Source organism: Streptomyces sp. NPDC088157 (assembly GCF_044741545.1).
In the GTDB taxonomy this organism is placed as follows: Bacteria; Actinomycetota; Actinomycetes; order Streptomycetales; family Streptomycetaceae; genus Streptomyces.
The window spans coordinates 89,113-102,730 of the sequence record NZ_JBIUSU010000009.1; the positions used below are offsets into that span (position 1 = coordinate 89,113).

Genomic DNA, 13,618 nt, shown 5'->3' on the forward strand with positions numbered 1-13,618 from the left:
ATGGGTTCCGATTATAAGGAGAAGTTTGAGGCTCTCAAATCAAACCGATGGCTACCGGGCCGTTCGACCTGGGAAGTCACCAGCGGGGAGAGCGGGGAGGACGGGATGCGTGCCGGTTAGTCTCGTCACCTCTACCCAGTGAGTGAAGAGAGCACCGCCGTGACACACCCGTTCCTGGATCTTGCCCCGCTGAACGCCGCACATTTCGCCTCGATCGAGGACCGGGTGGCCCGGCTGCTGGACACCCGGCAGGACGTCGTGATCATGCAGGGCGAGGCGCTGTTGCCGCTGGAGGGCGCGATCCGCGGTACGGCCGGTCCGGGGACGACCGCGTTGAACGTGATCACCGGCCCGTACGGGCAGACCTTCGGGGACTGGCTGCGGGACTGCGGCGCCACGGTGATCGACCTGGCGGTGCCCTTCCACACGGCGGTGACGGCCACGCGGATCCGCGAGGCCCTCGCCGAGCACCCGGAGATCGACTTCGTGTCGCTGGTGCACGCGGAGGCGGCGACCGGCAACACCAACCCGGTCGCCGAGATCGGCGAGGTGGTGCGGGAGCACGGGGCGCTGTTCTACCTGGACGCGGTGGCCTCGATCGGCGCGGAGCCGGTGCTGCCGGACGCGTGGGGCGTGGACCTGTGCGTGATCGGCGCGCAGAAGGCCATGGGCGGTCCGGCCGGCGTGTCGGCGGTGTCGGTGAGCGAGCGGGCGTGGGCGCGGATGGCCGCGAACCCGAGGGCGCCGCGCCGGTCCTACCTGTCCCTGCTGGACTGGAAGGAGCGGTGGGTCGACGGCGGCCGCAGGACGCTGCTGCACGCGCCGGCGCAGTTGGAGATGCTGGCGCTGGAGGCGTGCGTCGAGCGGATCGAGGCGGAGGGGCTGGAGACGGTGATGGCCCGGCACGCGTCGGCCGCCGCCGCGACGCGCGCGGGTGCGGTGGCGCTGGGCGGCGGCCTGGAGCCGTACGTGCGTGACGCGGCGGAGGCGGCGCCCGTCGCCACGACCCTGCGGACGCCGCCGGGTGTGGCGGCCTCGGAGTTGGTGGCCCGGGCGCTGGCGAGCGACCCCGCGCTGCCGCTGGCCGCGGGCGGGGGCGCGCTGGCCAAGGAGATGATCCGGGTCAACCACTACGGAGGCGACGCGACCGTGGGCGTGGTCCAGGGATGCCTGGCGGCTCTGGGCGCGGCGCTGGCGGAGCGGGGGCCGCACGTGGACCTGGAAGGAGCCCGGCGGGGCGTGGTAGACGCCTGGCGGTAGGCACCGATGCGCCGCCGCACCGGCCCGGGCCACAGGCACCGAAGCGCGGGCCCACCGCCGGACCTAAGCCCGGCGGCACGGCGGGCGCCGACTCGCCGCCACACCGGAGCGCGGGCCCACCGCCGCACCTGAGCCCGGCGGCACGGCGGGCGCCGACTCGCCGCCGCACCGGAGCGCGGGCCCGCCGCCGCACCGGAGCCTGGCGGCAAGCGCTGGTCCGGAGTGGGGCGGCAGGGGCAGGTCCGCTGCCGGACGGACTGGGGGAACTCGCTTGTCGGTGCCGCCTGCCATGCTGCTCCGCATGACCACCGAGACCCCTCTCACCCTCCCCGACGGCCGCCCCGTCCCGCTGCTGACCGGTGACGAACTCCCCATGCTCCAGAGCTGGTTGGAGTTCCACCGGGCCACGCTCGAGTTGAAGTGCGCGGGGCTGGACGACGAACAGGTCCGGCTGCCGGCCGCGGAGCCGTCCGGGTTGACCCTGCTCGGGCTCGTCCAGCATGTCGCCGAGGTCGAACGGAACTGGTTCCAGCGGGCGTTCGCCGGACTCGACGTGCCGCCCGTCTTCGAGGAGGCGACCGGGTACGCCCTCGACGCCGGGCGGGGTCTCGACGAGGTGCTGGCCGTCTGGCGGCGGGAGATCGCGCGCGGGCGCGAACTGATCGCCGGGCAGCCGCTGGAGGCCACCGGCCGGATCCTCGACGGGCCGATGGCCGGGCTGGAGGTCAGCCTGCGCTGGACGCTCCTCCACATGATCGAGGAGTACGCCCGGCACAACGGCCATGCGGACATTCTCCGTGAGCGCATCGACGGGGTTACCGGAGTCTGAATTCACGGTAATTAGTGAATTCCCCCCGAGTATCTTCTCGCCGATAGCTTGCCCGAGTTCTCCTGCCCGGATTCCCCGCACCTAAACGCGGGAATTTCCGGATGGGTCACAAGCGCGTGACGCATTGCACAAGCGTGACAGTATGCACCTTTTGCGCGGTGCAAAACCGGATGAAACGGCAATTCACCCCTGCGGCATCACTGAATCACCACGGCCTCTCCATGCGTTTTCGAATTTCCCTGGGTAAGTTCAATCCGCATGACTGCCGCACAAGCAGACCTACGTATCGACCGCCCGTCGGTGGAAGACGGAGCCGCGCTCTGGCGTCTCGCGAAGGAATCCGGAACGCTCGACCTGAACTCCTCCTACAGCTACTTGCTGTGGTGCCGCGACTTCGCCGCCACCTCGGCGGTGGCACGCGCCGAAGGCGGCGAGCCGGTCGGCTTCCTCACCGGGTACGTACGGCCGGAGGACCCGCGCACCCTGCTGGTCTGGCAGGTGGCCGTCGACTCCGCGCACCGCGGTCGCGGCCTCGCCGCCGCGCTGCTGGACGGACTGACGTCGCGGCTCGCCGCCGAACGCCCGCTCACCACCGTGGAGACGACGATCACGCCGGGAAACACCGCCTCCGAGCGGCTGTTCACCTCGTTCGCCGAGCGGCACGGGGCGAGCGTCACCCGCGAGGTGCTGTTCGGCGCCGGCCTGTTCCCCGACGGCCCGCACGACCCCGAGGTCCTGTACCGCATAGGCCCCCTCTCCTTCTGAACCCCCGCACCCCCACCCCCGCCCCCGCCCCCACACACGGACCGACCACACACACCGCCCCCGCACCCTGCCCGCTCTCCTTCCGACCCCACACCGAGGAGTGTTTTCGTCGTGACCATCACCCAGCCCGACCTCAGCGTCTTCGAGACCCTCGAGTCCGAGGTGCGCAGCTACTGCCGCGGCTGGCCCGCCGTCTTCGACCGCGCGCAGGGCAGCAGCATGTACGACGAGGACGGTCACCGGTACCTGGACTTCTTCGCCGGTGCCGGGTCCCTCAACTACGGCCACAACAACCCCGTGCTGAAACGGGCGCTGGTCGACTATCTGATGCGGGACGGCGTCACGCACGGGCTCGACATGTCGACCGTCGCCAAACGGTCCTTCCTCCAGACCTTCCAGGATCTGGTGCTGCGGCCCCGTGACCTGCCCTACAAGGTCATGTTCCCGGGCCCGACCGGCACCAACGCCGTCGAGGCCGCGCTGAAGCTGGCGCGGAAGGTGAAGGGACGCGAGGCCATCGTGTCGTTCACCAACGCCTTCCACGGGATGTCCCTGGGGTCGCTCGCCGTGACCGGCAACGCCTTCAAGCGGGCCGGTGCCGGGATCCCGCTGGTGCACGGCACGCCCATGCCGTTCGACAACTACTTCGACGGCCAGGTCCCCGACTTCCTCTGGTTCGAGCGGCTGCTCGAGGACCAGGGGTCCGGGCTCAACAAGCCCGCCGCCGTGATCGTCGAGACCGTACAGGGCGAGGGCGGCATCAACGTCGCCCGTCCGGAGTGGCTGCGGGCGCTCAAGGAGCTGTGCGAGCGGCAGGACATGCTGCTGATCGTCGACGACATCCAGATGGGATGCGGGCGCACCGGGGCCTTCTTCTCCTTCGAGGAGGCCGGGATCGTCCCGGACATCGTGACCGTCTCCAAGTCCATCAGCGGCTACGGACTGCCCATGTCGCTCTGCCTGTTCAGGCCCGAGCTGGACGTGTGGGAGCCGGGCGAGCACAACGGCACCTTCCGCGGCAACAACCCGGCCTTCGTCACCGCCACCGCCGCTCTGGAGACGTACTGGGCCGACGGGTCCGCCATGGAGAAGCAGACCCGGGCGCGTGGCGAGCAGATCGAGCAGGGGCTCATCTCGATCACCGAGGAGAACCTCGCCGACATCAAGGAGTACCGCGGCCGCGGTCTGGTGTGGGGCCTGGAGTTCAACGAGAAGGCGCGGGCGGGACGGGTCGCGCAGCGCGCCTTCGAACTCGGGCTGCTGATCGAGACCTCCGGCCCGGAGAGCGAGGTCGTCAAGCTGCTGCCGGCCCTGACCATCACCCCCGAGGAACTGGACGAGGGCCTCAGCGTCGTCGCGCGCGCCGTACGGGAGACCGTCTGACGCCCTCGGACCCTGTTCCACCTACCTAGGAGGCATCGCACCACCGTGATCGTCCGTTCGTTCAAGGACATCGAAGGCACCGACCGGCATGTGCGGGCGGCGTCCGGCACCTGGGAGAGCAAGCGCATCGTGCTCGCCCAGGAACGGGTCGGGTTCTCGCTGCACGAAACGATTCTGTACGCCGGTACCGAGACGTCGATGTGGTACGCGAACCACGTCGAGGCCGTCGTCTGCGTCGAGGGCGAGGCCGAGCTGACCGACCACGAGACCGGGCTCACGCACCGCATCACGCCCGGCACCATGTACCTCCTCGACGGGCACGAGCGGCACTCGCTGCGCGTCAAGGAGGACTTCCGCTGCATCTGCGTGTTCAACCCGCCCGTCACGGGCCGGGAGGACCACGACGAGAACGGCGTGTACCCCCTGCTGACCGAGCCCGAGGAGGTGTGAGCGTCATGACCACCCTCACCGATCTCTACCCCACCCGTGGCACCACCGAGGTGTCCGTCCCCCGCCAGGACCCCGTCGTCTGGGGCTCCCCCGACACGCCCGGCCCGATCCCGACGGCCGACCTCCAGGAGTACGAGCGCGACGGCTTCCTCGCCGTCGACCGGTTGATCAGCGACGACGAGGTCACCGTCTGCCGACGGGAGCTGGAGCGGCTCGTCGCCGACCCGGAGATCCGGGCCGACGAGCGGTCGATCGTCGAGCCGAGGTCCAAGGAGATCCGGTCCGTCTTCGAGGTGCACAGGCTCAGCCCGGTGTTCGCGGCCCTCGTGCGGGACGAGCGGGTCGTCGGGCGGGCCCGGCAGATCCTCGGCTCGGACGTGTATGTCCACCAGTCGCGGATCAACGTCAAGCCGGGCTTCGGGGCCGGGGGCTTCTACTGGCACTCCGACTTCGAGACCTGGCACGCCGAGGACGGTCTGCCGAACATGCGGACGGTGTCCGTGTCGATCGCGCTGACCGAGAACCTCGACACCAACGGCGGGCTCATGATCATGCCGGGCTCGCACCGGACGTTCCTCGGCTGCGCGGGCGCCACGCCCAAGGACAACTACAAGCAGTCGCTCCAGATGCAGGACGCGGGCACCCCGTCGGACGAGGCGCTGACCGCGATGGCCGGTGACTACGGCATCAAGCTGTTCACGGGCAGGGCCGGTTCGGCGACCTGGTTCGACTGCAACTGCATGCACGGGTCCGGCGACAACATCACGCCGTTCCCGCGCAGCAACGTGTTCATCGTGTTCAACAGCGTGGAGAACGCGGCCGTGGAGCCGTTCTCCGCGCCGATCCGCAGGCCGGAGTTCATCGGCGCACGGGACTTCACTCCCGTGCGGTGAACGGGCTTTCCCCGCCGGACGCGTCGAGCAGGCCCGGGCGCCCTCACCCGCATCGGGGAGGGCGCCCGGGCCTGTTCGAGCGCCGAGGGCCTCAGGCCGCCAGGGCGTTCAGCAGGCGGTCGACGTCGGCGGCCGTGTTGAACAGGTGGAAGGCGGCGCGCAGGTGGCCGGCGCGGTTGGAGACCTGGATGCCGGCGTCGGCCAACCCGGGCTGGCGGGAGCCGAGTCCGGGCACCGAGACGATCGCGGAGCCGGGCGCGGGGACGGGGCGGTGGCCGAGCGTGGCGAGTCCGGCGCGGAACCGGTCGGCGAGGGACAGGTCGTGGGCGCCGATCGCCTCCACGCCGAGTTCCTCGACCAGTTCGAGGGAGCGGCGCAGTCCGGCGTAGCCGAACAGGGCGTGCGTCAGGTCGAACCGCCGTGCGGAGTGGGCGAGTTCGGTCACCGGTCCGTAGCAGCTGTTCCAGGGCTCCTCCCCCGCGACCCATCCCGCGAGGATCGGTGACAGCCCGCCGAAGTCCTCCGGGACCACGAGGAAGGCCGCACCGTGCGGGCCGAGCAGCCACTTGAAGGAGACGGCGGCGGAGAAGTCGTGGGCGTCGGCGTCCGTCGGGAGCCAGCCCGCGGACTGCGAGAAGTCGACGTAGGTGCGTGCGCCGTGCGTCCGGGCCGCCTCGCGCAGAGCGGGCAGGTCGGCGAGCCGGCCGTCGGCGGACTGGGCGGCGCTCACCGCGACCAGCGCCGTGCCGGGGCGGACGGACTCGGCGATCCGCTCCAGCGGGACGGCACGGACCTTGAGATCTCCGCGGACGTGGAACGGGTTCAGCACGGAGGTGAAGTCGTCCTCGGCGGTGAGCACTTCGGCGCCCGCGGGAAGCGAGGCGGCGATCACGCCGGTGTGCGCGGCCACCGAGGCGCCCAGCGCCACCCGGGTCGCGGGGACGCCGGCCAGCCGGGCGTACGCGGCCCGGCAGGCCTCCACGTCCTCGTACAGCGGGGTCAGCGGCCTGCCCTCGGCGCGCAGTACCGCCGCCTCGTGCAGGGCGGCGACGGTACGGGCCGGCAGCAGGCCGTTGCTCGCCGTGTTCAGGTACGTGGTCTTCGGGGTGAACTCGGCGCGGACGAGGCTCTCGAAGGTCTCCATGGGTCCACTGTGGGACCCGGGGAACCTCTCGTCCATTGCCGATTTTTACGTGATACCGCTAAGCACCACTTATAGATCGACTCTCACCTGCGGGTTTCAGTGCTGCGGGACCGCGCACCCGTCCGGGCCGCAGGCCTCCGCGCCGCCGTCGTCGATCAGCTTCAGCGGGGAGCGGTCGCCCCAGGCCTGGGTCAGGGCCTGCGCGAAGACCTCGGCGGGCTGGGCGCCGGAGACGCCGTAGGCGCGGTCGAGGACGAAGAAGGGCACGCCGTTCGCGCCGAGCCGGCCGGCCTCGCGCTCGTCGGCGCGGACCTCGTCGGCGTACGCGGCCGGGTCGGCCAGGACCTCGCGGGCGGCCCCGGCGTCGAGACCGGCCTCGGCGGCCAGTTCCACGAGCCGGTCGTGTCCCTCGGAGAAGAGGGAGCGCTCCTCGGCGAAGTTGGCCCGGTAGAGGATCTGGATGAGCTCGTCCTGCCTGCCCTGCTCCTTGGCGAAGTGCAGCAGGCGGTGCATGTCGAAGGTGTTGCCGTGATCGCGGCCCCGGGTGCGGTAGTCGAGGCCCTCGGCGGCGGCCTGGGCGCCCAGGTTCTCCTCGCCGGCCTGCGCCTGCGCCTCGCTCATCCCGTACTTCTTGGTGAGCATGGCCAGCACGGGCTGGACGTCATCCTTGGCGCGGCCCGGGTCCAGCTCGAAGGAACGGTGGACCACCTCGACCTGGTCGCGGTGCGGGAAGGCCTCGAGCGCCTTCTCGAAGCGGGCCTTGCCCACATAGCACCAGGGGCAGGCGATGTCGCTCCAGATCTCGACGCGCATGTCTCGGCTCTCTCCAGGTCGTGCGACTGGTACGCGGGCTCCCGGCCGGAGGCCCGCGCGGAGGTTTCCTCCGCCGAGTGCATGAACGTTCAAGCAGGTGTTTTCATTCCCCGGTCACCGCATACCTGAGCCAGCGGTGGTGGTCGCCCTCGGCGGGCGGGTTCTCCGGGTCCGGGTGCCAGCCCTGACCTGCGTAGAAGGCCTGGGCCCGCCAGTTGTCGACATGCACGTCGAGCACGGCCGTGCGCCGGCCGTCCGCCCTCCAGTGCTCGACGCAGGCCGTGTGCAGGGCCGTCCCGATCCCCGCACGCCAGTGGTCGGGGTCGACGTGGAACTGGAACAGCTTGACCGTGTGCGCGGGCGCGCCCTCCGGCGTGCGGAACGACGCGAGGCCGACGATCCCGCCCCGGTCGACGACGCACAGCACCTGGCCGTCGGGCCGCTCGATGGCCGCGCGCCAGACGGCGGGCCAGTCGGTACCGTCCTGCGGGATCCCGTCGGGGTAGTACGTCGCGCGGGCGCGCGCGTGCAGCTCGGCGACCTTCTCGGCCTCGGCGGGGAGGGCGGTGCGGATCACCCGGTGTCCAGTGACTCGTTCTCCGATCATGCAGCGGAGGACGTGCGGGCCTTCCTCCCGGTTCCGGGCGCCTTCCCGGTTCCGGGCACCCTCCCGGTCCGCGCCCTACCGGTCCCGGGCGTCCTACCGGTCCCGGGGGCCCTCCCGGTTCCGACCGGTCAGCTTCCGTCTCTGAGATCGTCCGGCCACTCGGTCCTGAACTCGAGGTGGTCGTACGTCACGACGCACCCCTCGCCCATCGGGGACTGCGTCATGAAGCCGACCAGGGCCGCACCGGTCTCCTTCTCCTCCCCCAGCGTGAACAGCCGGACGAAGGTCCAGCGCCTGCCGTCCCGGGAGGCGTGGAAGGCGAAGGCCCGACCGGTCCTGCTCATCCGGAGCCAGACCGAACTCCCCTCCACGGTGAAGGAGTTGGCGTCGTCCGAGTGCCCCCGGGTGACCACCGTGCAGACGGTGGCCACGTCCGGGGAGTACTCCAGGCAGAGCTTGGCCCAGGCCCGCTCCCCGACCTGGACGTACAACGCCCCCGCGTCGAAGGCCCAGTTGAACCCGACGGTGACGCGCGCGATCAGCTGGAAGTCGCCCTCCGGCGCCCCCAGCAGCCGGGGCGCGTCGGCGGCGGGCTCCACCCCGTCCCCGGTGGGCGGCACGAACCGGTCCTGCCGGGCCCCGGCCCACCCGGTGAGCACTCCGTGCTCGTGGGACCAGTGCCCGTCGGGGCCATAGGTACGAAGAGGAAAGGGCAGTTCGGGAAGGGAGACGTCCATGGCCCGATTATCCGGGGTGAGTGCCGACAGGGGGGCGCGGGGACGTATCGATCCGAGACTCGGCCGCGTGGGCGCGCCAAGCCACCCGCCGGACCTGCGCCCGGCGATCCACCGCACCCCCGAAGACGCTCGCGCGGAGCGCTATCGCTCCAGGCGCCCGTTGAACCGGCGGGGCAGCCCCAGCTCGTTCTCGTCCCGGAGCTCCACCGGCAGCAGCGCCGCGGGAGCGTTCTGATAGGCGACCGGCCGCAGCCACCGCTCGATGGCGGTTCCACCGACCGAGGTGGACGTGGAGGTGGTGGCCGGGTACGGCCCCCCGTGGTGCTGGGCCGCTGCGACGGCGACGCCCGTGGGCCAGCCGTTCACCAGCACGCGTCCGGCCAGCGGGGTCAGCTCGGCGAGGATCTCCCCGCCCCGGCCCTCGCCCGCGGCCTCCTCCTCGGACAGCTGGACGGTCGCCGTGAGGTTGCCGGGCAGACGCGACAGCACCGCCTTGACCTCGCCCTCGTCGTCGTAGCGGACCACGACGGTGACCGGCCCGAAGCACTCCTCGAGCAGCAGGTCGTGGGCGCCCTCGGCGGCCAGCCGCGAGGCCGGCACGGTCAGGAACCCCGCGCTGACGGTGTGCTCCCCGCCCGCGCCGGGCGTCACCGGCGACTCCACGTCCGGCAGTTCGGCCCGCTCGGCGACACCGGCGATGAAGTTGTCGCGCATCCGGTGGTCGAGCAGCACGCCCGCGTCGGTGTCGCTCACCGCGTCCGTGAGCGACTTGACCAGCCCGTCGCCGGCCGCACCGGACGGCACCAGAACCAGCCCCGGCTTCACGCAGAACTGGCCGACACCCAGCGTCATGGACCCGGCGAGGCCGGCGCCGATGGCCTCGGCCCGCTCGACGGCGGCCGCCTCGGTCACCACGACGGGGTTCAGCGAGCCCAGCTCGCCGTGGAACGGGATCGGCACCGGGCGGGCCGCGGCCGCGTCGAACAGCGCGCGCCCGCCCCGGATCGACCCGGTGAAACCGGCGGCGGCGACCAGCGGGTGCTTGATCAGCTCGACGCCGGCCTCGAAACCGTGGACCAGACCCAGCACACCCCCCGGGATGCCGTGGTCGGCGGCGGCCGTGCGCACCACCTTGGCGACCAGCTCGGACAGGCCCGGGTGGTCGGGGTGGGACTTGACGACGACCGGGTTGCCCGCCGCGAGCGCGCTCGCGGTGTCACCGCCGACGACGGAGAACGCGAAGGGGAAGTTGGACGCCGAGTACACGGCCACCACCCCGAGCGGCACCTTGTAGCGGCGCAGGTCGGGGATGGGCGGGGTGGCGGTGTCGTCGGGATGGTTGATGACGATGTCGAGGAACGCGCCCTCGTCGACGATGTCCGCGAACGCGCGCAGCTGATAGCAGGTGCGGGCGAGCTCTCCGGTCAGCCGGACCGGGCCGAGCGCGGTCTCCGCGTCGGCCACCTCCACGAGCGTGTCCTTGGCCGCCTGGAGCCGGTCGGCCGCGGAACGCAGGAAGGCTGCGCGAACGGTACGGTCGGCGAGGAAGCCGCGCGCCTCCTGGGCGGCGCGGACGACGGCGTCGACCTCCTGGGCCGTGGCCTCCACCGCGACCTGTTCACGCTGCTTCCCGGTTCGGGGGTCGACACTCCAGACTGGTGCTGCTGCCACCGCGGGTCCCTCCACGCTTGGTTCTGACCACGTTTGGTACTGGCTCATTCATCAGGGTCGTTCGATATACTGAACGCTGTCTCTGATGATGAATATGCTGTCGGAGCGTATTTCCCGTCGAACGAAGGGGTCAAGGGCGATGTCGGCTGGCGAGACGGGGGGCGGAGCGCAGGTCAAGTCCGCGGTGCGGACGGTTGAGCTGCTGGAATACTTCGCCGGCCGCCCAGGAATGCATTCTCTCGCGTCGGTCCAGGAGGCCGTCGGGTATCCGAAGTCCAGCCTCTACATGCTGCTGCGCACCCTGGTGGAGCTGGGCTGGGTGGAGACGGACGCGACGGGCACGCGGTACGGCATCGGGGTGCGGGCGCTGCTCGTCGGCACGTCGTACATCGACGGCGACGAGGTGGTCGCGGCCGCCCGCCCCACCCTGGACCGGCTCTCGGACGACACCACCGAGACCATCCACCTGGCCCGGCTCGACGGCACGAACGTCGTGTACCTCGCCACCCGCCAGTCCCAGCACTACCTGCGTCCCTTCACCCGGGTCGGCCGTCGGCTCCCCGCCCACTCCACCTCCCTGGGCAAGGCGCTGCTGAGCACGTACACCGACGAGCAGGTCCGCAAGCTGCTGCCGGAGACGCTGCCCGCGCTGACCGAGCACACGATCACGGACCGCGAGAAGCTCATCGAGGAGCTCCACCAGATCCGCGATCAGGGCTTCTCGGTGGACCGCGAGGAGAACACGCTCGGCCTGCGCTGTTTCGGCGTGGCGATTCCGTACCGCACGCCCGCCCGGGACGCGATCAGCTGCTCGGTGCCGGTGGCGAGGCTCACACCCGCGCACGAGCAGCTGGTGAAGGACGCGCTGTTCGACGCACGCGACCGGCTCACCCTTGCCACCCGTAGGCTCTGAGGCATGCTGATTACCCTGCGCCAGGTCCACGACAGCGATCTGCCGGTGTTCTTCCGGCAGATGAACGACCCCGAGTCCCTGCGCATGGCCGCGTTCACCGCGAAGGATCCGGCCGACCGGGACGCGTTCGACGCCCACTGGGCGAGGATCCGCGCCTCGGCCGCCGTGCCGCGCACGATCCTGGCCGACGGGGACGTCGTCGGCAGCGCGGCGGTGTACGGGGAGCCTGGCGAGCGCGAGGTGACGTACTGGGTGGACCGGGCGTACTGGGGCCGGGGCATCGCGACCGACGCGTTGCGGGCGCTGGTGACCGAGGTCCCGGAGCGCCCGCTGTTCGCACGGGCGGCGGCCGACAACGCCGGTTCCCTCCGCGTCCTGGAGAAGTGCGGCTTCCGGCCCACCGCCCGGGCCACCGACTACGCGAACGCGCGCGGCGGGGAGATCGAGGAGATCGTGCTGCGGCTGGAGACCTGAGCGAGGCGGTCCGGCCGAATCGGTCGCGGATCGGCCGGCCTCGGGCGCACCCGGCGCGAGCCAACCGGCGCCTCGGACGGACCCGGCGCGAGCCAACCGGCCTCGGATTAACGGACGATGAGAAAACGGGCGGACGGGAACGATTGCCTCCATCCCGTTCGTCCTTCTGTTCGCAATGAACAAGACGATCAGGCGCGCCTCGGTCTTCGCGCTGCTGCTGGTGTTCGCCCTGCTGCTCAGGGCGACCTGGGTGCAGTTCTACGAGGGCCAGGCACTCGCGGACGACAAGAGCAACCGGCGCAACGCGATTCTGACCTACGCGGAGCCGCTCGGGAACATCATCGTGGCCGGAAAGGCGATCACCGGCTCGGCCGTCACCACGGACGGCGACCTCAGATACAAGCGCACGTACACGAACGGCGAGCTGTACGCGGCGGTGACGGGCTACGCCTCCCAGAGCTACGCGCCGACCCAGCTGGAGGGCGTCTACGCGGACCTGCTCAACGGCACGGACACCCGCCTGAAGACCCCGCTGGACACGGTCACGAACAAGCGGGCGGACCCGGGCGACGTGATCACCACGATCGACCCCGGCGTGCAGAAGGCGGCCTACGACGCGCTCGGCGACAAGAAGGGCGCGGCCGTCGCGATCGACCCGGCGACCGGCCAGATCCTCGCGGTCGTGTCGACCCCGTCGTACGACCCGTCGTCGCTCACCGACGCCAACACCGCCGGGACAGCCTGGAAGAAGCTCAACGCGGACTCCGACAAGCCGCTCACCAACCGGGCGCTGCGGCAGCCGCTGGCACCGGGCTCGACGTTCAAGCTGGTCGTGGCGGCGGCCGCGCTGGAGGACGGGCTGTACTCGTCGGTGGACGAGAAGACCGACAGCCAGGACCCGTACACGCTGCCGGGCACGCGCACGGTCCTGAAGAACGAGAACACGTCCGCGCCCTGCGAGGACGCCACGATCCGGGTCGCGTTGCAGTACTCCTGCAACAACGTGTTCGCGCACATGGCCGTCCAGCTCGGACAGGACAAGCTGCGGGCGACGGCCGAGAAGTTCGGCTTCAACGACGACAGCCAGGACGTGCCGGTGCGGGCGTACGCGAGCGTGTATCCGTCCGGCATGGACGCGTCGTCCACCGCCCTGACCGGCATCGGCCAGTTCGACGTGACCGCGACGCCGTTGCAGATGGCCATGGTGTCGGCCGCCTTGGCCAACGGCGGCAAGCTCGTCTCGCCGCACATGGTCTCGCAGATCACCGACGGCGGCGGCGACGTCCTCGAGGACTACGACGACGAGGCGTCGGCCACGCAGATCGTCAGCTCCGGCACGGCCGAGCAGCTGCGGTCGGCGATGCAGACGGTCGTCGAGAAGGGCACCGGCACGAACGCGGTCATCGACGGCGTCACCGTCGGCGGCAAGACGGGCACGGCGCAGAACGGCGAGAACAACAGCAAGGCGCCGTACGCCTGGTTCACGTCGTTCGGGAAGTCCGACTCCTCCGGCAAGGAGGTCGCCGTGGCGGTCGTGGTCGAGCAGTCCGACGCGGCGCGCTCCGAGGTCAGCGGCAACGGGCTGGCCGCCCCGGTCGCCAGGGCGATGATGGAAGCGGCGCTGAAGAACTGAGCGCGGAAGACCCCCGGCCGGGAACCGCTCCCGGCCGGGGGGTGCG

The 13,618-nt window shown here is 71.1% G+C and carries 14 protein-coding genes; 9 read left to right on the forward strand and 5 right to left on the reverse strand.

Annotation, left to right across the window (positions count from 1 at the left end; translation table 11 throughout):
- Nucleotides 1-138: 138 nt before the first annotated feature.
- From ACIPFH_RS32370 to thpD, 6 genes are all read left to right on the forward strand, one after another.
- A complete protein-coding gene (locus ACIPFH_RS32370) occupies nucleotides 139-1,260 on the forward strand; it encodes a pyridoxal-phosphate-dependent aminotransferase family protein (protein WP_401832081.1) in 1,122 nt (373 codons plus the stop codon).
- A gap of 301 nt (nucleotides 1,261-1,561) precedes the next feature.
- Complete coding sequence (locus ACIPFH_RS32375; protein WP_401832084.1) at nucleotides 1,562-2,089, forward strand: DinB family protein; 528 nt, start codon at nucleotides 1,562-1,564, stop codon at nucleotides 2,087-2,089.
- A gap of 258 nt (nucleotides 2,090-2,347) precedes the next feature.
- Nucleotides 2,348-2,854: a diaminobutyrate acetyltransferase gene (gene ectA, locus ACIPFH_RS32380; RefSeq protein ID WP_401832086.1), complete on the forward strand. Its 507-nt coding sequence runs from the start codon at nucleotides 2,348-2,350 to the stop codon at nucleotides 2,852-2,854.
- Between the two features lie 111 nt (nucleotides 2,855-2,965).
- Entirely contained in the window at nucleotides 2,966-4,237 is a 1,272-nt protein-coding gene (gene ectB / locus ACIPFH_RS32385; protein ID WP_401832088.1) for a diaminobutyrate--2-oxoglutarate transaminase, read from the forward strand.
- Between the two features lie 45 nt (nucleotides 4,238-4,282).
- Entirely contained in the window at nucleotides 4,283-4,687 is a 405-nt protein-coding gene (locus ACIPFH_RS32390; protein WP_356254206.1) for an ectoine synthase, read from the forward strand.
- A 5-nt stretch (nucleotides 4,688-4,692) separates the two neighbouring features.
- Nucleotides 4,693-5,580 (forward strand): ectoine hydroxylase, encoded by an 888-nt coding sequence (gene thpD / locus ACIPFH_RS32395; protein ID WP_401832091.1) that lies wholly within the window; start codon nucleotides 4,693-4,695, stop codon nucleotides 5,578-5,580.
- Nucleotides 5,581-5,671: 91 nt separating this feature from the next.
- On the opposite strand, the gene ACIPFH_RS32400 is transcribed toward thpD, so the two are convergent.
- The 5 genes from ACIPFH_RS32400 to ACIPFH_RS32420 form a co-directional block, all read right to left on the reverse strand.
- A complete protein-coding gene (locus tag ACIPFH_RS32400) occupies nucleotides 5,672-6,724 on the reverse strand; it encodes an aminotransferase class V-fold PLP-dependent enzyme (protein WP_401832094.1) in 1,053 nt (350 codons plus the stop codon).
- A gap of 96 nt (nucleotides 6,725-6,820) precedes the next feature.
- Nucleotides 6,821-7,537 carry a DsbA family oxidoreductase gene (locus tag ACIPFH_RS32405; RefSeq protein ID WP_401832096.1) on the reverse strand — a complete coding sequence of 239 codons (717 nt, stop codon included), beginning with the start codon at nucleotides 7,535-7,537 and terminating at the stop codon, nucleotides 6,821-6,823.
- Between the two features lie 103 nt (nucleotides 7,538-7,640).
- Nucleotides 7,641-8,144, reverse strand: coding sequence for a GNAT family N-acetyltransferase (locus tag ACIPFH_RS32410; protein ID WP_401832099.1), 504 nt, complete (start codon nucleotides 8,142-8,144; stop codon nucleotides 7,641-7,643).
- Nucleotides 8,145-8,272: 128 nt separating this feature from the next.
- Nucleotides 8,273-8,881, reverse strand: a complete 609-nt coding sequence (locus tag ACIPFH_RS32415) for a DUF1349 domain-containing protein (protein WP_356254221.1) — start codon at nucleotides 8,879-8,881, stop codon at nucleotides 8,273-8,275.
- A gap of 141 nt (nucleotides 8,882-9,022) precedes the next feature.
- Nucleotides 9,023-10,552, reverse strand: a complete 1,530-nt coding sequence (locus ACIPFH_RS32420) for an aldehyde dehydrogenase (NADP(+)) (RefSeq protein ID WP_401832102.1) — start codon at nucleotides 10,550-10,552, stop codon at nucleotides 9,023-9,025.
- A 139-nt stretch (nucleotides 10,553-10,691) separates the two neighbouring features.
- Here ACIPFH_RS32420 and ACIPFH_RS32425 point away from each other — a divergent pair, with 139 nt between their 5' ends.
- The 3 genes from ACIPFH_RS32425 to ACIPFH_RS32435 all read left to right on the forward strand — a co-directional run bounded on the left by ACIPFH_RS32425 (nucleotide 10,692) and on the right by ACIPFH_RS32435 (nucleotide 13,572).
- Complete coding sequence (locus ACIPFH_RS32425) at nucleotides 10,692-11,465, forward strand: IclR family transcriptional regulator (protein ID WP_328482671.1); 774 nt, start codon at nucleotides 10,692-10,694, stop codon at nucleotides 11,463-11,465.
- A 3-nt stretch (nucleotides 11,466-11,468) separates the two neighbouring features.
- Nucleotides 11,469-11,939 (forward strand): GNAT family N-acetyltransferase, encoded by a 471-nt coding sequence (locus ACIPFH_RS32430; protein ID WP_401832104.1) that lies wholly within the window; start codon nucleotides 11,469-11,471, stop codon nucleotides 11,937-11,939.
- Between the two features lie 175 nt (nucleotides 11,940-12,114).
- A complete protein-coding gene (locus ACIPFH_RS32435) occupies nucleotides 12,115-13,572 on the forward strand; it encodes a peptidoglycan D,D-transpeptidase FtsI family protein (protein ID WP_401832106.1) in 1,458 nt (485 codons plus the stop codon).
- Nucleotides 13,573-13,618 lie beyond the last annotated feature (46 nt).

What these genes read in the sequence shown, in the direction of transcription:
- ACIPFH_RS32375 (WP_401832084.1), top strand. Translation starts at nt 1,562, where the DNA reads ATGACCACCGAGACCCCTCTCACCCTCCCCGACGGCCGCCCCGTCCCG.
- ACIPFH_RS32400 (WP_401832094.1), bottom strand. Translation starts at nt 6,724, where the DNA reads ATGGAGACCTTCGAGAGCCTCGTCCGCGCCGAGTTCACCCCGAAGACC.
- thpD (WP_401832091.1), top strand. Translation starts at nt 4,693, where the DNA reads ATGACCACCCTCACCGATCTCTACCCCACCCGTGGCACCACCGAGGTG.
- ACIPFH_RS32435 (WP_401832106.1), top strand. Translation starts at nt 12,115, where the DNA reads ATGAACAAGACGATCAGGCGCGCCTCGGTCTTCGCGCTGCTGCTGGTG.
- ACIPFH_RS32415 (WP_356254221.1), bottom strand. Translation starts at nt 8,881, where the DNA reads ATGGACGTCTCCCTTCCCGAACTGCCCTTTCCTCTTCGTACCTATGGC.
- ACIPFH_RS32405 (WP_401832096.1), bottom strand. Translation starts at nt 7,537, where the DNA reads ATGCGCGTCGAGATCTGGAGCGACATCGCCTGCCCCTGGTGCTATGTG.
- ectA (WP_401832086.1), top strand. Translation starts at nt 2,348, where the DNA reads ATGACTGCCGCACAAGCAGACCTACGTATCGACCGCCCGTCGGTGGAA.
- ACIPFH_RS32430 (WP_401832104.1), top strand. Translation starts at nt 11,469, where the DNA reads ATGCTGATTACCCTGCGCCAGGTCCACGACAGCGATCTGCCGGTGTTC.
- ACIPFH_RS32410 (WP_401832099.1), bottom strand. Translation starts at nt 8,144, where the DNA reads ATGATCGGAGAACGAGTCACTGGACACCGGGTGATCCGCACCGCCCTC.
- ACIPFH_RS32425 (WP_328482671.1), top strand. Translation starts at nt 10,692, where the DNA reads ATGTCGGCTGGCGAGACGGGGGGCGGAGCGCAGGTCAAGTCCGCGGTG.